General features: G+C 68.8%; 17 protein-coding genes. 9 read left to right on the top strand and 8 right to left on the bottom strand.

What is annotated here, in order from left to right; all coding sequences use genetic code 11:
* From HGB41_RS02925 to HGB41_RS02905, 5 genes are all read right to left on the bottom strand, one after another.
* Entirely contained in the window at nt 1-951 is a 951-nt protein-coding gene (locus tag HGB41_RS02925) for an FAD binding domain-containing protein (RefSeq protein ID WP_171080905.1), read from the bottom strand.
* The gene (gene paoA / locus HGB41_RS02920; protein WP_171080903.1) at nt 948-1,622 is read right to left on the bottom strand and encodes an aldehyde dehydrogenase iron-sulfur subunit PaoA; all 675 of its coding nucleotides are present in this window, start codon (nt 1,620-1,622) and stop codon (nt 948-950) included. Before paoA ends, HGB41_RS02925 begins: the two co-directional genes overlap by 4 nt.
* Before the next feature lie 338 nt (nt 1,623-1,960).
* Complete coding sequence (locus HGB41_RS02915) at nt 1,961-4,786, bottom strand: PAS domain-containing hybrid sensor histidine kinase/response regulator (protein ID WP_171080902.1); 2,826 nt, start codon at nt 4,784-4,786, stop codon at nt 1,961-1,963.
* A gap of 70 nt (nt 4,787-4,856) precedes the next feature.
* Nucleotides 4,857-5,345, bottom strand: a complete 489-nt coding sequence (locus HGB41_RS02910) for a MarR family winged helix-turn-helix transcriptional regulator (protein ID WP_171080900.1) — start codon at nt 5,343-5,345, stop codon at nt 4,857-4,859.
* 24 nt (nt 5,346-5,369) lie between these two features.
* Nucleotides 5,370-6,593 (bottom strand): metal-dependent hydrolase, encoded by a 1,224-nt coding sequence (locus HGB41_RS02905; protein ID WP_229422689.1) that lies wholly within the window; start codon nt 6,591-6,593, stop codon nt 5,370-5,372.
* Between the two features lie 444 nt (nt 6,594-7,037).
* Between HGB41_RS02905 and HGB41_RS02900 the strand changes: the two genes are divergently transcribed.
* Both HGB41_RS02900 and HGB41_RS02895 read left to right on the top strand, forming a co-directional pair.
* On the top strand, nt 7,038-8,048 hold the full coding sequence (locus tag HGB41_RS02900) for an oxygen-independent coproporphyrinogen III oxidase (protein WP_171080896.1): 1,011 nt from the start codon (nt 7,038-7,040) through the stop codon (nt 8,046-8,048).
* Nucleotides 8,045-10,402, top strand: coding sequence for a heavy metal translocating P-type ATPase (locus HGB41_RS02895; RefSeq protein ID WP_171080894.1), 2,358 nt, complete (start codon nt 8,045-8,047; stop codon nt 10,400-10,402). Before HGB41_RS02900 ends, HGB41_RS02895 begins: the two co-directional genes overlap by 4 nt.
* A gap of 33 nt (nt 10,403-10,435) precedes the next feature.
* Here the strand turns inward: HGB41_RS02895 and HGB41_RS02890 are convergent, their stop codons facing one another.
* On the bottom strand, nt 10,436-10,834 hold the full coding sequence (locus HGB41_RS02890; RefSeq protein ID WP_171080892.1) for a TraR/DksA family transcriptional regulator: 399 nt from the start codon (nt 10,832-10,834) through the stop codon (nt 10,436-10,438).
* Between the two features lie 248 nt (nt 10,835-11,082).
* Between HGB41_RS02890 and HGB41_RS02885 the strand changes: the two genes are divergently transcribed.
* Complete coding sequence (locus HGB41_RS02885; protein WP_171080890.1) at nt 11,083-12,144, top strand: hypothetical protein; 1,062 nt, start codon at nt 11,083-11,085, stop codon at nt 12,142-12,144.
* 7 nt (nt 12,145-12,151) lie between these two features.
* Here HGB41_RS02885 and HGB41_RS02880 read toward each other — a convergent pair whose 3' ends face one another.
* On the bottom strand, nt 12,152-12,925 hold the full coding sequence (locus HGB41_RS02880) for a ThuA domain-containing protein (RefSeq protein WP_171080889.1): 774 nt from the start codon (nt 12,923-12,925) through the stop codon (nt 12,152-12,154).
* A gap of 250 nt (nt 12,926-13,175) precedes the next feature.
* Between HGB41_RS02880 and HGB41_RS02875 the strand changes: the two genes are divergently transcribed.
* The 5 genes from HGB41_RS02875 (at nt 13,176) to HGB41_RS02855 (ending at nt 17,482) form a co-directional block, all read left to right on the top strand.
* Entirely contained in the window at nt 13,176-15,008 is a 1,833-nt protein-coding gene (locus tag HGB41_RS02875) for a DUF885 domain-containing protein (protein WP_171080887.1), read from the top strand.
* Nucleotides 15,009-15,099: 91 nt separating this feature from the next.
* A complete protein-coding gene (locus tag HGB41_RS02870) occupies nt 15,100-15,477 on the top strand; it encodes a hypothetical protein (protein ID WP_171080884.1) in 378 nt (125 codons plus the stop codon).
* A complete protein-coding gene (locus tag HGB41_RS02865; protein ID WP_171080882.1) occupies nt 15,450-16,052 on the top strand; it encodes a hypothetical protein in 603 nt (200 codons plus the stop codon). Before HGB41_RS02870 ends, HGB41_RS02865 begins: the two co-directional genes overlap by 28 nt.
* A gap of 107 nt (nt 16,053-16,159) precedes the next feature.
* On the top strand, nt 16,160-16,588 hold the full coding sequence (locus tag HGB41_RS02860) for a VOC family protein (protein ID WP_171080880.1): 429 nt from the start codon (nt 16,160-16,162) through the stop codon (nt 16,586-16,588).
* Nucleotides 16,589-16,648: 60 nt separating this feature from the next.
* Nucleotides 16,649-17,482, top strand: coding sequence for a metallophosphoesterase (locus HGB41_RS02855; RefSeq protein WP_171080877.1), 834 nt, complete (start codon nt 16,649-16,651; stop codon nt 17,480-17,482).
* A 143-nt stretch (nt 17,483-17,625) separates the two neighbouring features.
* Here HGB41_RS02855 and HGB41_RS02850 read toward each other — a convergent pair whose 3' ends face one another.
* On the bottom strand, nt 17,626-19,200 hold the full coding sequence (locus HGB41_RS02850; RefSeq protein ID WP_171080875.1) for a zinc metalloprotease: 1,575 nt from the start codon (nt 19,198-19,200) through the stop codon (nt 17,626-17,628).
* A 714-nt stretch (nt 19,201-19,914) separates the two neighbouring features.
* Between HGB41_RS02850 and HGB41_RS02845 the strand changes: the two genes are divergently transcribed.
* On the top strand, nt 19,915-21,381 hold the full coding sequence (locus tag HGB41_RS02845; RefSeq protein WP_171080873.1) for a cytochrome ubiquinol oxidase subunit I: 1,467 nt from the start codon (nt 19,915-19,917) through the stop codon (nt 21,379-21,381).
* Nucleotides 21,382-21,383: the final 2 nt, after the last annotated feature.

Here is a 21,383-nt window from a genome sequence, read left to right as displayed (position 1 = left end):
TTAAGCCTTAGCTTCGGCGATGATCGAGGCCAGCGTGCGTTCCACGAGCGGCAGCTTGAATGCATTCTCGTGCGTCGTGCGGGCGCCCTGCAGCAGGCCGGCGGCGAAGGCCTGGGCCCCGCTTGCCAACTTGTCTTCGGCGGCTTCCACGCGCCACGGCTTGTGGGCGACGCCGCCCAGCGCGACCCGGCCGGAGCCGCCCGGCTGCAGGATGGCCGCCACCGACACCAGCGCGAACGCATACGACGCGCGGTCGCGCACCTTGCGGTAGACCTGCAGGCCGCCCACGGGCGGCGGCAAGGTCACGGCCGTGATCAGCTCACCCGGTTGCAGGTTGTGGTCGATGTGCGGGGTCTTCCCGGGCAGCCGGTGGAAGTCGGCGATCGGGATGATGCGCGTCGTGCCGTTCGGGTTGATGGTTTCGACCTGGGCATCGAGCACCCGCATGGCCACCGCCATGTCGCTCGGGTGGGTGGCGATGCAGGCATCGCTCTGGCCGACAATGGCGTGCAGTCGGGTGAAGCCCCCTAACGCGCTGCAGCCGCTGCCCGGGTTGCGCTTGTTGCAGGGCTGGTTGGTGTCGTAGAAATAAGGGCAGCGGGTGCGCTGCAGCAGGTTGCCGGCCGTGGTGGCCTGGTTGCGCAACTGGCCCGAGGCGCCGGCCAGCAGGGCGCGCGCCAGCACGCCATAGTCGCGCCGCACGCGCGCATCCGCCGCCAGGTCGGAATTGCGCACCAGGGCGCCGATCCGCAGGCCGCCTTTGCCGTCCGCCTCGATGCGGTCGAGCGCGAGGTCGTTCACGTCGATCACGTGGGACGGCGTTTCGATCTGCAGCTTCATCAGGTCGAGCAGGTTGGTGCCGCCGGCGACAAAACGGGAATTCGGGTGGCGGGCGGCGCTGGCTGCGGCGTCGGCCGGCGACTTCGCGCGTTCATAGGTAAAGGCTTTCATCGCTTGGCTCCCGGCGCGCTCGAGGGCATCCCGGCGACTTCGGCAATCGCTTCCTGGATGTTGGAATAGGCGCCGCAGCGGCACAAATTGCCGCTCATGCGCTCGCGGAATTCCATGTCGCTGGGCTGGGTTTTCGCATTCAGGTCGGCCGTCACGTGGCTCGGCATCCCGGCCCGCACTTCTTCCAGCATGCCGACGGCCGAACAGATCTGGCCGGGGGTGCAGAAGCCGCACTGGAAGCCGTCGTGCTTGATGAAGGCGGCCTGCAGAGGATGCAGGTTGCCCGGCGTGCCCAGTCCTTCGATGGTGGTGATCTCATGGCCTTCCTGCATCACCGCCAGGGTCAGGCAGGAGGTGGTGCGGCGGCCGTCGACCAGCACCGTGCAGGCGCCGCACTGGCCCTGGTCGCAGCCCTTCTTGGAACCGGTCAGGTGCAGGCGCTCGCGCAGGGCGTCGAGCAGGGTGGTGCGCGGATCGACCATCAGCTGGTGTTCGGTGCCGTTGACGCGCAGCAAGATGCTCATGGTGGCAGGCAGGGTGGACGCCGGCTGGGCCGCGGGGGCAGGTGCGGCCACGGCCTGGGTCGTGAAACCGGAAGCCGCGGCGACACCGCCGACGGCGGCGGTCGAGGCCTTGAGCAGCTGCCGCCTGTGTGGATCGAAGTCGGGCATCGGTATTCCTTTCTGGGTGTGGTGCAACGAGAGCCTTCGTTGCCGGTGCTGGTGTATCCACCAACATAGCGCTTTTTGCATTTTTGCGGCGTGCGGTTCACTCCGGTGCGCCCCGCCACGTGGGCGAGCACGCCGCAGGGTGAGGGCGGCGGCCGATCCGGTCGATTCTAAGCGCGCGCAGGCAGCGCACGACGTGTCAGAAATGCAAGGGCTTATGAAGGGGATTCATGAATCGGGCACGGTAAATGTGATCCGGAGGCATGATTGGTGGCGGCCCAGGGCCGGCCGCATGGCTGGAGCGGCTACTGCAGGCCTTGAACCGCTGCAGCAGCGCTCCGTCAGGCCGGTCCGCGCTCGATGACGTCCACCAGGGCGCCGAAATCCACCGGCTTCACGAAGTGGTGGTCGAAGCCCGCGGTCCTGGCCAGCACGCGGTCGTGCGCCTGGCCGTACCCGGTCAGGGCCAGGTAGGTGGCGGGACGTGCGCCGGCGCCGTCGCGCAGGCGGCGCGCCAGGGCGTAGCCGTCGATGTCGGGCAGGCCGATGTCGAGGATGAATACCTCCGGCCACGCCGCCTGTGCCTTGGCCAGCGCGTCGTGCGAATCGTGGGCGGTGGCCACCTGGTGCCCGAGCGAGCGCAGGATGTCGGCCAGCGACTGCGCCGCATCGACATTGTCGTCGACCACCAGGATGCGCTTGCCGGCGCCGGCAGCCAGGCGGACCGGTATGGCTTGCCTGCCGGCTGCGGCCACCGGCGCGCCCTTGACCGTCGGCAGGGTGACGGTAAAGGTGCTGCCCATTCCCAGGCCTTCGCTATGCGCCTCGACCCGGCCGCCGTGCAGCTGCACCAGGCTGTGCACCAGCGCCAGGCCAAGGCCCAGCCCGCCCTGCGAGCGGTCGGGTGTGCGTTCGGCCTGGGTGAACAGCTCGAACACATGCGGCAGGACGGTGCGGTCGATGCCGATGCCGTTGTCGCGCACCGAGATCGCCACCGCGTCCTGGCCCGCATCACCGGCGGGCACCACCGACAGCGCGATGCGGCCGCCCTGGGCCGTGTACTTGGCCGCGTTGTTGAGCAGGTTGGCGATCACCTGCACCAGCCGGATGCGGTCGCCGTGCACCCAGCCGCCCGCGGCGTCGACGTGCAGGTCGAGCGCGTGCCGGCGTGCCTCGACCAGGGGCCGCGCCTGTTCGACGGCGCTGGCGACGACCGACTTGATGTCGACCCGCTCGCGTTCCAGCTGCACCAGGCCGCGCTTGACGCGCGAGACGTCGAGCAGGTCGTCCACCAGCGAGGTCATGTGGCGCACCTGGCGGATGATCACTTCGCTCGACTGGCGCACCCGCTGCGGGTCATGTGCGGCCATCGACAGCAGCTGGGCCGCGTTGCTGATCGGCGCCAGCGGGTTGCGCAGCTCGTGGGCGAGCATCGCCAGGAATTCGTCCTTGCGGCGCGCCTGCGCACGCAATTCCTCTTCGCCGGTCTTCTTGTCGTGGATGTCGGTCACGGTGCCCATCCAGCGCGTGGCCTTGCCGGCTGCGTCGACGAAGGGCTCGGCGCGGTTCAGCATCCACCGGTAGCCGCCGGAATGGTGCAGCACACGGTGCTCGATGTCGAAGGGCTCGCCGGTGGCGATGCTCTGCTGCCAGAGCGCGACCAGCCGCGGCAGGTCGTCCGGGTGGACGATCTCGACCCAGCCGTTGCCGCCGATGCGCTCCTGCGGCAGGCCGGTGAATTCCTGCCAGCGGGTGTTCAGGTAGTCGTTCAGGCCGGTCGCATCGGCCGACCACACCATCTGCGGGATCACGTTGGCGATCAGGCGGAACTTGGCCTCGCTGTCCTTCATGGCGCGTTCGGCCTCAACCTGGGCGCTGATGTCCATGTTGGCGGCCACCGCGCCGGCCATGGCGCCGGCCTCGTCGCGGATGGCCGCAGCGCGCACCAGGATGGTCTTGCGCGTGCCGGGTGCGTCGAAGGGTTCGATCTCGAATATCCCGGCGGCGCTGTCCTGTCCCGCCAGCACCCGCGCCAATGGCCATTCGGCGGCTGCAACCCGCTGCCCGGCCCGGTCGGTAGCGGCGGGCCACCAGCCTTTCCATTCGGCGTATTCATGGACCGCGCCGGGCGCCGGGTGTTGGCCCCAGATCTGGCGGTTGTGGGCGTTCGCCACCAGCATCCGGCCATCCGGGTCGACGTAGACGATGCCCACTGGCGAGGCATCGAGCAGCACGTCGAGCCGGCGCGCGCTGTCGTCGGCGCGCCGCTCGCTTTCCAGCCTGGCCTGCTCGGCGCGCTTGCGGTCGGTGATGTCGATCGCGATGCCGGCGAAGCGCCGGGCGCCCGACTCCGGATCGGTGAAGACCTTGCCGCGCGCATTGACCCAGACCTCGCTGCCCGAGCGCTGCGGGATCCGGTATTCCGTGTCGTACAAGGTCTCGGTGATGATCGCGTGGTCGATCGCCGCCAGCACCGCTGGCCGGTCGGCGGGATGGATCATGTCGGTGAAGCGCACCAGCGCGGTGCCGTCGCGGGCCAGCGCGGCGTCTACCTGGAACAGGCGCGCGAAGCGCTCGTCGACGTGGGTGGCCCCGGTTTTTAAATCATAGGACCAGGTGCCGATATTGCCCGAGGCTTCGAGCGAAAGCGCCAGGCGCTCCTCGGCTTCTTTGTGCATGGCCAGCGCACGCAGCTTGTCGGTGGTCTCGATGCAGGTGCACAGCACGCCGCGGACGATGCCGCCGTCGTCGCGCACCGGGCTGTACGAAAAGGTGAACCAGGCCTGCTCGGGATAGCCATGGCGCTGCAGCTGGGTCGCGAAGTTCTCGAAGAAGAAGGATTCGCCTTCCATCACCCTGCGCGCATAGGGGCCGACCGAATCCCATACCTCGTCCCAGACCTCGGAGAGCGGGCGCCCCAGCGCGGCGTCCGACTTATTGCCGAGCATGGGGACATAGGCGTCGTTGAAGAACAGGCTCAGTTCCGGTCCCCAGGCCAAAAAAGTCGGGAACGAAGAACCGAGCACGATTCCGAGCGAGGTGCGCAGCGCCGCCGGCCAGGCGCCGATCGGGCCCACCGCATGCGCCGACCAGTCATGGGCGTGGATGCGCGCGCCGCTGGCGCCGCCGTTGGACAGGAAGGCGAGCATGGGTTGCGTGGAGGTCACGTCGGGTCCAGTCTGGCGAAAGGACGGATTTTACTCAATTATTAACACCTGCGTATGCCGGGCGCGTGCTTCAGGCGGGGCCGGTTTTATCCTTGCCCTCGTCCGCGTCCTTGTTTTCGCGCTGGTGCAGCCCGGTGTCGACCACCGCCCGCATCGTGGCCAGCAGGGCGGCGCCCCGTTCCGCCCCGAACTGCTGGTCGAACAGTTGCTGGGCGCGGCGCCAGGCCGGCAGGATGGCCTCGACCTTGGCGCGCCCTGAGTCGGTCAGTTCGATGATGCGCTCGCGCCGGTCCTGTTCGCTGGGACGGATGCGCACCAGTTCCTCGCGCACCAGTGGCTGCAGGTTGCGCGCCAGCGTGGTCCGGTCCATCACCATGCCGTGCGCCAGCCCGGTCACGGTGGCGGCGCGCGGCCGCAGCCGGGCCAGGATCGCGAACTGCGTCACGCGCAGCCCGGAGCTTGCTAGCATCTGGTCATAGAAGGACGTGACATGGCGCGACGCCTGGCGCAGCGAGGAGCAGTAGCAGAGGGTGTCGGGGATGGACAGGTCGTCGTTCATGGCGGCAGTATAGCCCTCCCTCCGTCATGGGGTGGCCTGGTTCCATCCGAGCAGGTCGGCGCGCGGATAGCCCCACTGCGCCACCGGCGCCGGGCAGGGCTGGCCGGCCCGCTGCGCATACGGGAGCGTCGAGAAATTCGGCTGGCCGGGTGCGCCGAAGCGCAGGTCGGTTGCGCTGCCCCCAAGCAGCGAAGGCGCCCGTGCAAAGCGCAGCCAGGCGTCGAGATGGCAGTTGGCTTGCCGCAGCCTGCGCAAGCCGGCCAGGCTGCCGGTCTCGCTGAATTTCCAAGCCAGGTTCGGGGCAGCGGCGCCCGGTTCGCCGCCGAAACGCGCCGGGCAGTTAGCTACCGGCGTGATGCGGGGCGCCAGGCTCAGCACCCCGACCCGCACGCCATAGTCCGCGCCGCCGGCCTCCACGCTGATGGTGGCAAACGACCAGCACAGCGGATTGGCCGGGAACGAGGACAGCGGAATATCCAGCACGCGGCTGCCCGGCGCCGCCTGGTCCAGCGCGGCGCGGATCTCGCCGCGCGCGAACTGCCCGGCCATGGCCTGGATGCCGACGAAGCCGATGCAGGCGGCCATCGCCGCCATCAGGCCGGCGCGGGGACCGCCGCGCAGGCCGGCGGCGGCGACCAGCAGCGCGACCAGCGCCAGCCCGGCCAGCGAGCCCCATTGCAGCAGGCCGAGCAAGGTGAACAGCAGGGGCATGCCGGCGAAGAAGGCCAGCGCCAGCCGGCGCAGCACGGGATTGCGCGCGCACAGTGCGAGCGCAGTCCCGAGGGCGGTCCAGAACACCGGTTCGACGATGAACACCAGGTCGCCGTACAGCCAGCGCGAGTCGAAGGGGTGAAAGGGATGGACGCCATACACGTTCAGGGCGTCGAAGCACAGGTGCAGCACCATGCCGAGCAGGGCGGTGCCCAGCACGGCGCGGCGCGCGCTGCGGTCGGAATGCAGCAGCCGGCGCGCGCCCGGCCACAACAGCCAGGCGAGCGCCAGCAGCAGCGCCACCTGCGGCAGCGCGTACAGCAGCGTGTGGGTATGGCCGCGGTGATGGATCAGGTAGCCGAGCGGCGCCGGCAGCAGCGGCGTTAACACCAGGTCGAGGTCGGGAAAATTACTGGCCAGCAGGCCGGTGACGAGCAGGGCGCGGCGCCGGATGCTGCCGTGGGCGGCATCGCGCGGCGCTGGCAGGGCGCGTTCCACAAGTTCTCCCAGTGCGAGGCCGACGAGCGAATGGGTCATGTTGTCCATGGCGCGAGCTTACACGATTGCCAACTTCTTGATCTGGATCAAACTTCCTCATTAAGCTTAGCGAGAACCGTAGGGTGGGCAGATTCTGCCCACGCGTTCAACCAGCGGTAGCACGGCCGCAGCGCGGCTTTTCTGGGTTAACTATCACCGCGTGGGCGGGACACCCGCCCACCCTACGTAACTATCACCGCGTGGGCGGGAGACCCGCCCACGCTACGTAACTATCACCGCGTGGGCGTTCGTAATTCCGGGCATTGCCCGAAATTACCCCGCCCACCCTACGGACACGCGGCCAGCATCAGCCTCCACAAATTATTATTTCCGTCAGGCATTTGACGCAGGTCAACAGTTCCAGCGACGCGGCTCAATACACTGCGTGATGACCGAGCCGGGTTTGCAGTTGCGCAAACCGGCGGACGCTGGAGCCGACATCTCATGCATGCAGACACCTACCCGGGCGTGGCGCACAAGCCGCTGGCGCCGTCATTGCCGCCATCGCCGCCGGCTGCCACTTCTTCCGCGCCACGGGATGCCAGCGGCGACCCCGACAGCGCCTGCCTGGACGCCGTCGCCGGCCTTCCCCTGCGCAGCGCGCGTCCGCTCGCGCTGCACCTGCATATTCCCTCCTTCGATGACATGCCGGTCCCTGTTTTTGGCGGCCTGCCCACTTACTTGGCCTACCTGAAGCGCGAGGCGGCCCTGTTCGCGGGCATGAACGAGGTCGGGCAACTGCGTTTCGATGGCGTGTCGCCGGCCAGCCTGTCCGCAGCGCAGGTCGACAGCCTGATGACCCACCTGCGCCGTCATTTCCGTTTCGTCGCCGACGAGGCCGGCGAATTCGAGGTCAGGGCCGACGCGCGCGGCACCAGTCCCGAGCGCATCCGCCTGCTGCGCCGCCTGGGGTTCAACTGCATCAGCCTCGACGTCGGGGACGATGGCGCCGCACCGGCCCGGGTGCGCGGCGTCGCCGCCGCAGCCCGTGCGGCAGGCTTCCGCTCCCTGCGCGTGGTGTTCGCCTACGGCCTGCCGGGGCAGGGTGTCGACCTGTTGCGGCGGATGCTCGCCACCATCATCGGCGCCGGCCCTAGCCGGGTGGCGCTGCAGCTCCATGGCGGCGCCATGCCGGCCGGCGCGATCGCACAGCGCATGCGCCGGCATTGCATCGACCAGCTTGGCGCGGCCGGCTATGCCGGCATCGGCGGCGACAGTTTCGCGCTGCCCGGCGACGACCTGGCGCAGGCGCGGCGCCAGGCCGCCGCGCGGCCCTCGGTGTCCGGCATCGCCTTGCAGGCGGCGCCGCGGGTGGTCGGCTGCGGCGTGTCGGCGGTCGGCATCGTCGGCGCGCTGCGCAGCCTGAACGTGGCGGCGCCCGGCGACTACTATGCGCTGCTCGACCGGCACGAACTGCCCGTGGCAGGCGGCGCCCACCAGATGGTGGCCGCATGAAGACCGCCGACGGACTGTGCCATCTGGAATCCGGGCTGTCGCCATTCCCGGGCCCGCGCCCGCAGCGCGCAGCGGACAACGCAGGCGCCCGTGCCCGGCCAAAAAGGGCGGCGGCCGCGCACGATGCCGCGGCGGCGGCGTTGCCCGATCCGGGCCAAGGCGCGGCGGCTGCGGCGGACGGCGAGGCCTTTAGCCGCAACCGGCGGGCGCAGGCAGGCCAGGCCAGTTTCACGATCGACGGCATGCGCGGCGCAGCCTGCGCCTGGCTGATCGAACGGCGCCTGGGCCAGGTGCCCGGCGTGCGCCGGGTGGCGGTCGACGTCGGCGCCGCGCGCGCCTGGGTGCGCTGGGACCCGGCAAGCTGCGGCATCCGCGCGCTGCTGCGGGTGCTGCGCGGGCTCGGCTACCGCGCCTGGCCCTATGACGAACGGCGCCATGGCGCCCGGCTCGAGCACGCCCGCCGCGGCCTGGGACGGCGCCTGTTCGTGGCCGGCCTGTCGCTGGTGCAGCTGATGATGTATGCGCTGCCGGCCTGGCTTGCCGGTGACGACGCCGGCGGCGCGGCCGCGCTGGTGCACTGGATTTCACTGTTGCTGGCGTTGCCGGTCGTGTCCTATGCGGCGCTGCCGTTCTACCAGGGAGCCTGGCGCGACCTGCGGCGCGGCCTTCCTGGCGCCGACGTGCCGGTGGTGCTGGGCATCGCTGCGGTGTTCGGCGGCAGCTGCGCCAGCCTGCTCGGTGGCCGCGGCGAGGTGCATTTCGCCGCGCTGGCCGCCTTTATCTTCGTGCTGCTCGGCAGCCGCTGGCTGGCGCTGGACGCGCGCCGCCGCACGGTCGATGCGCTGGATGCCTTCCGCGACGGCCTGCCTGCTTGCGCGCTGCGCCTGCGCGGCGACCCGGCCGCGCGCGATACCGACACCGTGGCCGCCTCAATCCTGAAGGCGGGCGACCTGGTGCTGGTGCAGCCCGGCCAGGCGGTGCCGGCCGACGGCGTCGTGGTGGAAGGCGAGACCGAGATCGACCTCGCCCTGCTCAGCGGCGAAAGCCGCACCCAGCGCAAGAGCACCGGCGACAAGCTGCCCGGCGGCGCGGTCAACGTGGCCCAGGCCATCGTGGTGCGGCTGAGCTCCAGCGCCTGCGACAGCACGCTCGCCATGCTGGTCAGCCTGGCCGAAAGCGCGGGGCAGGGCAAGCCGGTGGTGGCGCATTGGGCCGACCGCGCCGGCGTCTGGTTCGTGCCCGCGCTGCTGCTGTTCGACGCGGCCGTGTTCTGCACCTGGCAGCTGGTCGATCCGGCGCGCGCCTGGCAGGCAGCGATCGCGGTACTGGTGGTGTCCTGCCCGTGCGCGCTGTCGCTGGCCACGCCGGCCGCGATCGCGGCGGCCACTGGCCGGCTGCTGCGCGGGGGCGTGCTGGCAGTGGCGCCGCACACGCTCGAGACCTTCGAACGCGCCACCCACATCGTGTTCGACAAGACCGGCACCCTGACCCTGGGCCGCCCGGTGCTGCAGCAGACGCTGCCCGTCGGCCCGCTCGGCGCTGCGCACTGCCTGCGCATCGCCGCCGCGCTGGAAGCGGACAATGCGCACCCGCTCGGCGTGGCCCTGCGCGCGGCCAGCGGTGCGCCGGGCCCGGTCGCGCGTCACCTGAATTACGAGGTCGGGCAGGGCATCGAGGGCAGCATCGACGGCGTGATGTACCGCGTCGGCAGCGCCGCCTTCGTGGCCGGGCTGGCGGGCGGTGTCGCGCGCTCGGCCGCGCCGCCCGGCACCAGCTCGGTCTGGCTCGGCAGCGGCGGCGCCTGGCTCGCGCGCTTCGACCTGCAGGACGTGCTGCGCAACGATGCCGCCGCCGTGGTGCAGCGTTTCCGCAAGGGCGGCAAGACCATCGTGCTGCTCAGCGGCGACGACGGGCGCGCCACCCAGGCCGTGGCCAGCCGGCTCGGCATTGCCAGCGCCTTCGGCGGCAGGCTGCCGGGCGAGAAGCTCGCCTTCGTGCAGAAGCTGCAGCAGGAGGGGGCGGTGGTGGCGATGGTGGGCGACGGCGTGAATGACGCGGCGGTGATGCGCGGCGCCGACGTCTCGTTCGCGATGGGCCGGGGCGCCGAATTGACCCAGCTGCATGCCGACGGCATCCTGCTGGGAGACGGCCTGGCGCCGCTGGCCGATGCCGCCGACACCGCGCGCCGCGCGCTGGCGACCATCCGCCAGAACCTGGCCTGGTGCGCCATCTACAACCTGGTGGCGATTCCGGCGGCCGCCGCGGGCGTGCTCAGTCCGTGGATGGCCGGCATCGGCATGGCGGCCAGCTCGGCGCTGGTGCTGCTCAATTCGCTGCGGCTGAGGAAAGGGTAAGTGCAGGCGCAGCCGGCGGCTGCACCCGCGCCCTCACATCGACGGGCCGCGGCCGGTGTGCTGGTCTTTTTCCAGCTGCTCCTGGCAGGCGATGCACAGGCGCACCGTCGGCGTGGCCATCAGGCGCGCCTCCGGGATGTCGCAGCCGCAGGTTTCGCAGATGCCGGCGCCGCCCGATTCCAGCTTGCCGATGGCGACGCCGATCTCGTGCAGCAGCGCCGATTCGTGGTCGGCCAGGTGCTGCTCGTTGTGGCTCAGCATTTCGGACTGCGCCCCGTCGTCTGACTGTCCCTGGTGGGCCAGCGCCCCGATGGCCGGTGCATCGTCGTCCGCGGAGCCGGTGCGCGAGCGCAGCGTTTCCAGCAGGTCGTCGCGCGCCTGGTGCAGGCGCTTGCTCAATTCTTCGGTGACCGAATGCGATAGAGGCGGCATGGTTTTTCCTGTGTCGACGGTGGAAGGCCTGGACGTGGAACACAGCCCTTCGCAGGGCGTCGGGGCGTCTGTCACGAACCGGGGTTCTGTCGAATCGAGTCTAGCCGATAACGCCCGGGGCGCGCGCACGGCCCGGGCCCTGGCCCCGGCGCCGGCCTTGATCCCCGCCAGCGCCCCGTGACATTCCATGCATTTGCAGGCACCGGTTCCCTGCTAGGCTTGCAGTATTCCAACAACAGGATGACAGCATGGTCCCGAACAATGTGATTGCCGCCGGCGTTTTCCTGCTTGCCCTGGCCGCGCATGGCGGCGACGCACGCGCACGGCAGGCCGCGCCGCCCGTCGCCGCAGCGGAACAGGGCGTGGCGGCCGACTACGAGCGGGCGGGCCGTTTCATCTATGCTTTCCACAAGGCGGGAATGTCGCTGGCAGCCCTGAAGGCAGCCGGCAAGGAGGCCGCCCTTTCTCCCGGGCTGGCCGGTCGCGCACACCACCTCGCGCAGCACTACGAACGCATCCTGGCCGCGCAGGTGACGGCGCCGGACGAGGAGCTGCGCGCCGTGCTGGACGAGGCCGCGTCGCTCGGCGCCGCCATCGCGCAGTGGCAGGGCAGTGCGGCCGCGAAGGAGCCGGCCGCAGCAGCCGATTCGTTATCCGCGGCTGCGGCGCCCACGGAGGAGAGCGAACTCCCCTACCGCCATTACCTCGAGCTCCAGCGCCAGCTGCATGGCTACCTGCCGCCCGGCCCCGCGCTGGTCGACCTGTGGTTCCGCGCCACCTACCCCGGGATGGACGAGGCCGGACGCGACGCCTATGTCCCGCGCGGCTGGGCGGTCGCGGTCCGGAGCCGGACGGCGCACCAGCTGGTGCCGATGCGCCGCGGCGGCTATTTTTCGCTGCCGGCCATCCAGGCGGCCTATGACGAGCGCGGCGACATCCTGCTCGACGATGCCGGCAGGCGCTGGCTCGGCATCTGGTGGACGCTGCGGGTGCCGCCCGGCCAGCGCATGCCCTATGCCGCGATCCGCGAGGCGCGGGCGCAGATCGCCGCCGTGCAGGCGAAGATCTCGGCCTTCGCACGCTACCTGAAGACCGTCAAGCGCTCGCCTTACGACGGCATCAAGGCCTGCTTCCATGACGATGGCGGCGCGATTCTGGTCAATGGCAAGGCGGTGGCCGACGCGGTCGAAGGACAGTGCAAGGTGCTGTTCGACGACCCGGCGCGCGATGGCGCGGACATGGTGGAATTTTCCGGGGCGCTCGACGTGGTGAGCTTCATCGACGGCCGCTACTATCCGCGCAAAAGGTAGCAGCTGTTCATTCCGCCCTGAAGCCGCGCCCCGTCGCGGCCCAATAGATGCCGCCGTACAGGTGGTGCAGGAAGACCGGGTCGCGGTAGGTGGCTCCCAGGTGTCCGAGCGCCGTATAGAAGGCGCGGCCGCCGTCGTAACGGTGGTACCAGCTGACCGGATGGAAGTGGCCCATCCCCTTGCCCTGGCGGTCCGGCCAGGTCGTCTGGGGCCGGTAGCTGGTTTCGTCGACCGTGAGCAAATAGGTGAGCCCGGGCGAGGTCGCCGGGCCGAATTCATACCATTCGTCGGTAAACAGGCTGCGCGGGGCGAAGCGCTCCATGCCGGGGAAATCGCGGTTTTCCACCTTGAGCACCGCGGTCTGCACCGCCGGATGCACGCGGAACATGTGGCCGGCCATCCGGGTGTACCACGGCCAGCCGTATTCGGTATCGGCGGCACTGTGCACCCCGACGAAACCGCCGCCCTTGCGGATGAACCGTTCGAACGCGGCCTGCTGGGCCTCGTCGAGGATGTCGCCGGTGGTCAGCAGGAACACCACCGCCTGGTAGTTCGCCAGCTCGGTATCGTTCATCACGCGTCCCGCGTCCGCGGTCCAGGTCACGCTGAAATCGTGCAGCTTGCCGAGCTCCTGCACCGCGCTGACGCCTGCATGCACTGCATCGTGGTGCCAGCCGGCGGTCTTGGTGAACAGCAGGACCTTGAACTGTTCGGCCTGTGCGGGCGGGGCGGTCAGAAGCAGGGCGGCCAGCGTCAAGGCTGCGGTGAAAGGAAATTTCATTTCTAAGTCGGTCCTGAAATATTATTTCACAGTGATGGGCTCGAGGCTTGCAAGCCCGGGCTGCAGCGGCGGCCCCAGGAACATGCGAGCTCATCTGGAATGATAACCCCGCCGGGTCTGGCACCGGTGACGGGCCATTCTGTACATACTACGTGCACATTGTTTAACTGCACTTTTCCATGTTAGATTCCCCGGCGGAAAAGCACGGTAATCACCCGGCTCCACGATCACCAAAAGGAAGAGACAAACAATGCCATCCCCCAGCCAGCGCAGCCTGCGCGCCCTCGTCGGCGCCCTGTTCATTCCCGCCGCAATCGCCGCGGCCAGCCTGCCGACCGCGGCCCTCGCGGCGCCTGCTGCACAGGCGGCCGCCGCCAAGCCGAACAAGGCCTTCGATACCTGGGCCGACAGGTTTGCCGAAGATTGGGTGCGCCTGAACCCGCAGAGTGCAACGGCCACGCAATACTTCAGCGGCGCCGAGCAGGCAAAGCTGGACCGCGAGCTGACGCCACTGACCCGCGCCCAGCGCCAGAAGACGTTGGCGCATGCCAGGGCCGGGCTGGCGCGCCTGGATACGTGGATGGCCGGCCCGCTCGACGAGAACCAGCGCGTCTCGGCTGCGGTCATGCGCTGGTCGCTGCAGAACGTCGTCGCCAACGAGCCCTTCGAAGACCATGCCTTCGTCTTTTCGCAGTTCAGCGGGGTGCAGGTCGGCCTGGTCAACTTCATGACCACCACCCACCCGCTGCGCAACGCGCAAGACGTCGACAGCTACCTCGCCCGCCTCGCGCAGGTCGGCGCCCGCATGGACGAAGCGCTGGCGCGTGCGCGCGACGCCGCCGCCCGCTCGCTGATCCCGCCGCGCTTCATCCTCGAGCGCGCCCAGTACCAGGTCGATACCTTCCTCAAGCCGGCTGCAAGCGACAACGTGCTGGTCACCTCGCTGGCCCAGCGCACCGAAAAAATGGAAGGCCTGAGCCCCGAGGCACGCAAGGCGGCACTGGCGCGTGCCGCCCAGATCGTCGAGGAAGGCATCCGCCCGGCCTACAAGCGCGTGCAGGACTTCATGCTCGAGATCCATCCGCGCACCGGCGACGTGGCCGGCATCTCGCGCCTGCCGAACGGCGCCGCGGCCTATGCGCGCGCGGTCGAGAACTTCACCAGCACCAAGCTGACCCCGAACGAGATCCACGAGATCGGCCTGCGCGAAGTGGCGCGCATCGAAGGCGAGATGGACCGCCACCTGCGCTCGCTCGGCCTCACGGAAGGGAACATCGAAACCCGCATGAAGCAGCTCGATGCGCGCTTCCAGCCGAAAGGCGAGGGCGATCCGCGCCCGGCGATACTGGCCAGCTATGTCGAGATGGTGAAGGATGCCGAACGCCGCAGCGCCCCGCTGTTCAACCTGAAGCCGCGCGCGCCGGTCGACGTGCGCCGCGAGCCGCCGCTGACCGAACCCTCGGCCGCAGCGCATTATTCGCTGCCGGCGCCGGACGGCACCCGTCCGGGCATCTTCTGGGTGCCGATGCGCGGCCCGACCTTCGACATGATCCGCATGCGCAGCCTGGCCTACCACGAGGCGGTCCCGGGCCACCACTTCCAGCTGGCGATCCAGCAGGAGCTGACCGGCATCCCGAAATTCCGCAGCCAGCGCATCTTCAGCGGCGGCAGCGCCCATGCCGAAGGCTGGGCGCTGTACACCGAACGCCTGGCCGTGGAGCAGGGCTGGTACGAAGGCGATGTGCCCGGCCTGCTGGGGGCGCTCGGCTCGGAGCTGTTCCGCGCGCGCCGCCTGGTGGTCGACACCGGCCTGCACTCGAAGGGCTGGACCCGCCAGCAGGGCATCGACTACGGCATCGGCGCCCAGGAAGTCGAGCGCTATGTCGCCTGGCCGGGCCAGGCCAACGCCTACATGATCGGCATGCTGCGCATCATCGAGCTGCGCGAAAAGGCGAAGAAGGAACTGGGTGCGAAGTTCTCGCTCCCGGCCTTCCACGACCTGGTGCTGGGCGCGGGTTCGGTGCCGCTGGACGTGCTGGGCGAGCTGGTGGACAGCTGGATCGCGCGCCAGAAGAAGGTCTAAGTCAGTCACCGCCCCGGCGCGCGGATCCGCCGCCGCCGGGCGCGTCCCGATGGAATCGTGCCGGGCCGCGAACAACCAAAACAGGCAGCCCATGAAAACTCCTTTCTTTTTTGCCCTGCTGGCTGCGCTCCTGGCCTGCGGCGGTGCAAGCGCAGCGCCAGAGGGCGCCGACTTCCTGCCGCAACTAGTCACCACCCGGCTGGGCGTCACGAACGCCACCTTCTCTTGTAACGCGCGCAACGCAGGCGACTGCCATTACCTCCTGCTGTATTCGCTATGCCAGGAAAAATTCCTCGATGACGGACAGAAGGAACGCAGCTGCCGCTATAAAGAGGCGACGCCGCGCTTCCAGCTCGCGCCCGGCGAGCACAAGACGGTGACCGCGCTTGTGTCCGACTTCCTGTACGCCACGAAAGTTGGCAGTGCACCGACAGTCGAGGAATGCGTGCGCGCGCCGCTGCGTCGTTGAGCGCGGGCCTGCACCGATCGCCGGCGGCGCGCGCGCGGCAAACCTGCGCCGCACTGCTGCTCACCGCGCTCGGTGCCGGCCAGTGCTTCGCCTGTTACTCGCCTCCGGCGTATCAACTCATCAGCGTGGACGAGCAGATCGCCCAGGCGGTGGACGTATCGGTTGCGACCGTGGTCCGGGCAAGGCCGGATCGACGAGGGATGGTCCATTACGATTTCGTCGTTATCAAGCGCCTGCGCGGGCCCGCGCGGGACCGATTCAGCATTGTTTCACCGGCAGCGACAGCGGACGAGAACCCGCGCCATTCGGACGACCATAGCGACGGCGCGTTCTGGAGCCGTGGCGGGGGACGCCTGGCGAACTACATGGACTGCCGGATCCATCCGAGGTTTACCGTCGGCGAAAGCTATCTTGCGTTCTACGGCCAGCCCATCACCAGGCGCAGCTTCGAGCGCATCGCCGTGGTCGGCGGCCGGCCGGCGGAAGACAAATGGCTGTCGCATGTCGAGCAGCGGTTGGGTGGGCCGTGGAGGGTCGACAGGCAGGACGAGGCACCTGTTGCGCCGAAGGAGTGATCGCCGGCCTGCACCACACGCACGCCGTTTGCCGCGCCCCGCTTTTGCTCCTACACTTGCCCAGGCATGTGCAGGTTTTTCATGAACGTCTTCTCCAGGAGAGCAGCATGGAAACAATGGAATTGCATCGAGGACGCCTGATCGACCACGTCCAGCTGGTGGTGCGGGACTTGCCCGCTTCCCAGGCCTTCTACAAGGCCGTCTTCGAGGCGCTGGAAGTACCGCTGGGCGGCACCGGCGACGGCTGGTTCTGGTACGACGAACTGTTCGTCTCGAGCGTGGACAGCGAGGCGGCGATGGGCGTGACGACCGGCCGCCATCACCTGGCCTTCCAGGCGCGCGACAAGAAAATGGTCGAGGCTTTCTACCAGGCGGCCCTGGCTGCCGGCGCCAGGGACAACGGCGGCCCCGGCGAGCGTCCCTACCATCCCGGTTACTACGCGGCCTTCGTGATCGACCCGGACGGGAATAACATCGAAGCGGTCTACCATGGCGAGGCCAGGCGCAGTGCGCCCTCGGTCGTGATCACCTTCTAGGGCGGGCGGCGCAGCGGGCGGGCACAAGCAGGAGGCGAAAGCCGCTATACTGCGCCGACCATGCGCATCCAGCTTTTCTCCGACCTGCACCTCGAACGCTATCCGCACTTCGTCCCGGCGATCCGCGACGACACCGACGTGGTCATCCTGGCCGGCGACATCGGCTCCTACCAGTCCGGCTCGCGCCTGGAAACGCCGGACTTCGGCCTGGAACGCTTCTCGCCGCTGCGCCCTGGCGCGACGCGGGCGCGGGTCCTCTACATCCCGGGCAACCATGAGTTTGACGGACTCGAATTCGAGGAAGCCTATGCCCGCCTGCGTGCCACCTGCGAGCGCCTCGGCATCGAATGGCTGGACCGCGCAACCATCGTCATCGACCGGGTACGTTTCATCGGCACCACCCTGTGGAGCGACTTCGATGCGCTGGCGCTGCAGGAGCAGCATCTCACCAAGCAGCTGCAGCGGCGCGAAAAGGCATTCAGGGCCGCGAATTACTACCTGTCGAAGAACACGACGCTGAAGGACGGCGCCCTGGTGCTGGCCGAAGGCATCCGCGCGATGTCGCTCGATTGCCAGGAATGGCTGCGCGGCGCCCTCGGCGTGCCCTTCGACGGCGCCACGGTGGCGGTCACCCATTTTGCCCCCAGCCTGCACAGCGCCGACCCGCGCTATGGCCTGACGCCCGGCACGGCGGGCTTCTGCAATGCGCTCGACGCGCTGTTTCCCCAGGCCCAGGTCTGGATGCACGGCCACCTGCACTGCGTCAACGACTACGTGGTGAGGGGCGAAGAGGGCGGCCGGCCATGGTCCTGCCGCGTGGTCGCCAATCCGCTCGGCTACCTGAGCAAGGGCGAACAGGAAGCCTTCCGTCCGGGACTCGTGATCGAACTCTAGACCGGGCTTTCATGGCGAAAACCCTGGTGCGGTGGCATCCAGGATAGACGGCCCGGCTGTCCGTGCAGGATGCCACCGCATCAATCCGCCGGACCCGGGGCCCGGCGGCATGGAGCATTACTCGTGATGCTGGAGACCGGAGCTCAGCCCGCGGACTTCATCCGGTAATACTCCTTCTGGCCCCGGGCGCGCACGGTCCGCGACAGCTTCGCCGCCTCTACCGCCGCCCCCTTGACCAGGGCACAGCCGTCCGGCGCGTCCGTGAGGGCGTCGATCACCTGCTCCGCGTCCGGGCGCCCGGCCAGCGCCAGGCCGAAGGTCGCCGACACCGCCAGTTCCGCCGCCAGGGCGTCGACGCCAGGGGCCGCCACCTTCATCGATGCCGCCTCGGCCGCCGCATTGGCAGCCTGGGGTGCGGCCAGGGCTTTCGCCGTTGTCATGCCGGTCGCCGCCAGGGTGAGGAAGTCGAGCCCGGCCTGGCTGCCGGACCGGTTGACCAGGTCGCCGAGATGGATCAGGACGGCGTTCTTCGCATTGAAGGCCGCGCGGCCGGCCCACGGGCTGTGCACGAAGTCGAGCAGGGGCTTGACGGCCAGCTCGCTGCCGATGAAGCAGAGCGTGGTGACGATCTCGGGCAGGAATTCCTCGTGCTGCCCGGGCTCGTTCACCAGCCAGTCCAGCAGGATCTTCGCGTCCTGCTCTGTGTACTGCGAAGCGGCCAGGTAGGGGATGCCCTCGACCCAGTGGCGCGACACAAACTCGCGCACCTCCTTCGGCGGCTGGATCCCCGCGCCGTCGCAATCACATGACGTCATCACGGCGCCGGTAATGGTGGCCGGGCCGGCCAGGTAGCGCCCGGATTCGGCGCCGTTGATCACGTTGTGGTCGGCGCCGATGCTCGGGTACATGACCGCGCGGGTATCGTCGCTGCGGTGGCCGATGCCGGCGTTATGGCCATACTCGTGGACCCACAGGATGCCTTCCATGCTGGGGGTAAACCGCACCGCCACGACATTGACGGTCGGGCTGCCCAGCGGGGCGCAGCCGATGATCGAACCGCCCGGGCCGCCGCACCAGCGGATGGCCTGGACCAGCTTGACCCCGGTGCCGGTATTGAGCAGGTCGATCAGCTGGGCCTCGGTCTGGATGGTCGCGGCGACCGTGTCCGGCAATACCTGGACCGGGCCGTTGCGCACGAACTGGACCCGGGTGGCCACGTCGGCGCCGGAATCGGCGTTCTGGAGCGTGCTCCCCATGTCGGCCAGGATGCGGTCGGCGTCTTCCTCGGTGAGCGGCACGGTGCTGTGGCGCTGCACGGTCACCTGGACCGTCCTGGCCGTGAGGTCTTCCGGGTTGATTACGAGGTAGTCGACGTAGAGCGGGATATCCGCCTCCCACTCGATGTTCACCCAGAGGTCGATGCCCCCGGTGCGCGGGGCCACGTTGTGCACGGTGTAGCGGGCCGCGCCGATGAACTTGCCGGCGTCCGGGCCGCCCGCGACGCCTTCGCCGATCGCCACGAACACCTGCGAGCGCGGAGTGACGGCCAGCCAGTCGATCTGGAGGATCCACTGGCCATGCCGGGCGCCCCAGTCGTGCCGGTAGGCGAAGCCGGCGCCGTTGAGCGCGGGCGCCAGCTTGTGCGCGGCAACCTGGCCCCGGGCCATTTTCTGTCCGGCGGGCGCCATCAGTATTTCGTTACGATCATCTTCCGACATGCCTTTCTCCTTTGCACGCTGGGTGCGTGCGGGTGCGGGTGTGGGTGTGGGTGTGGGTGTGGGTGTGGGTGTGGATTGGTGGTAAGGGGCAGAGCTCGCTGGTGCCTTGCCAAATATAGACAAGCCGGCCGCTGGTGGAAGGGAGAGTCGCGGCGGTTCAACCTGCCTCAGTGAGCCCATGCCTGGCGAATAGTCGAGAATCGTAGCGTGGGCGGGTCTCCCGCCCACGCGGCGATTGCTGCAACATGAACCGCCGCACTGGCTGCAGCACCACCACTTGAACGCGTGGGCAAGGTAATTCAGGCCAGTGGCCTAATGCCGATCACTTAAGAGCCGCCGGTGACTCGTAGGGTGGGCAATTCGTAGATCAGGGCATTGCCCTGATCTACCTTGCCCACGCGTTCAAACTATAGTGCTGCAGCCAGTGTGCTGGCTCATATTGCAACTATCACCGCGTGGGTTAACACGGGCGAGTGGCCCGGGTTACAAGCCGCCCACCCTACGGTTCTCACTAATTGACTGCCATTAGGCCAGTGGCCTGAATTACGAATTGCCCACCCTGGGGGGCACGACTCGTATGCCACCGGCCTTGCCCGGTAGGCGGCGATGACGTATCAAAAAAACATCGGCCAAACGTGCAGGCCGGCCTGGCATGCTAGATTCTGGACACACCCTGGCGAGTACGACCACGCACGACCCAACGGAGGAGCCTGCATGTTCGATCTGTCCGCCCTGGACCTGGCGCGCATCCAGTTTGCGTTCACCATGTCCTTCCACATCCTGTTTCCGGCGATCACGATCGGCCTGGCCAGTTACCTGGCGGTGCTCGAACTGTGCTGGCTGCGCACCGGGCGCCAGGTGTTCGTCGACCTGTATCACTACTGGCTCAAGATCTTCGCCGTCACCTTCGGCATGGGCGTGGTGTCCGGCATCGTGATGGCCTACCAGATCGGCACCAACTGGAGCTACCTGTCCGAGTTCGCCGGCAGCATCATGGGGCCGCTGCTGGCCTACGAGGTGCTGACCGCCTTCTTCCTCGAAGCCGGCTTCCTCGGGGTGATGCTGTTCGGCTGGACGCGGGTCGGGCCCGGCCTGCACTTCGCCGCCACCTGCGCGGTGGCGGTGGGCACCCTCATCTCGGCCACCTGGATCCTGGGCGCCAACAGCTGGATGCAGACCCCGCAGGGCTATGTCATCGAAGGCGGGCGCATGGTCCCAAGCGACTGGCTGGCGATCGTCTTCAATCCCTCCTTCCCCTACCGGCTGGTGCACATGGTGCTCGCGGCCTACCTGTGCACCGCGCTGGTGGTCGGCGCTTCCGGTGCGTGGCAATTGCTCAAGCGGCGGGACAACCCGGCGGTGCGCAAGATGCTGTCAATGGCGATGTGGATGATCCTGATTGTCGCCCCGATCCAGGCGGTGGTGGGCGACTTCCACGGCCTGAACACCCTGAAACACCAGCCGGCCAAGCTGGCGGCGATGGAAGGGCACTGGCAGAACCAACCCGGCGAGGCGGTGCCGCTGCTGCTGTTCGGCGTGCCGGACATGGAACAGGAACGCACCAGATACGCAGTCGGCATCCCGCACCTGGGCAGCCTGATCCTCACCCATAGCTGGTCCGGGCAGATCCCGGGCCTGAAGGAGTTCCCGCGCGACCAGCGGCCGAATTCGCTCATCGTGTTCTGGAGCTTCCGCATCATGGTGGGCCTCGGCATGCTGATGATCCTGCTGGGCGCCTGGAGCCTGTGGCTGCGGCGCCGCGGGCGGATCTGGAGCGCGCGTCACTTCCTGCGCTTCGCGTTGTGGATGGGGCCGGCGGGGCTGGTCGCCATCCTCGCGGGCTGGACCACTACCGAAGTGGGGCGCCAGCCCTGGGTCGTGTACGGGGTGCTGCGCACCGCCGACGCGGTCTCGCCGCACGGCGCCGGGCCGCTGGCGCTCACGCTGGCGCTGTTCGTCGTCGCCTATTTCTTCGTGTTCGGCACCGGCACCGCCTACGTGCTGCGCATGATCCGCAAGGGCCCGCAGCGCTTCGAGCTGCAGCGCCCGACCGAGGGCGGCCCGGGCGAGGACCGCACGCCGATGCGGCCGATGTCGGCGGCCGATGTGGGCAACGACGACGACGACGGCCCGGACGGCCCCCGGCGGCCCCACGACGACGACACCGCGAAAGGAAGCTAGCC

The organism is Telluria aromaticivorans (assembly GCF_013003915.1).
Classification (GTDB): Bacteria; Pseudomonadota; Gammaproteobacteria; order Burkholderiales; family Burkholderiaceae_D; genus Telluria; species Telluria aromaticivorans.
The sequence above is the reverse complement of the archived record's forward strand: the minus strand, read 5'-3'. Positions and strand labels throughout refer to the sequence as shown.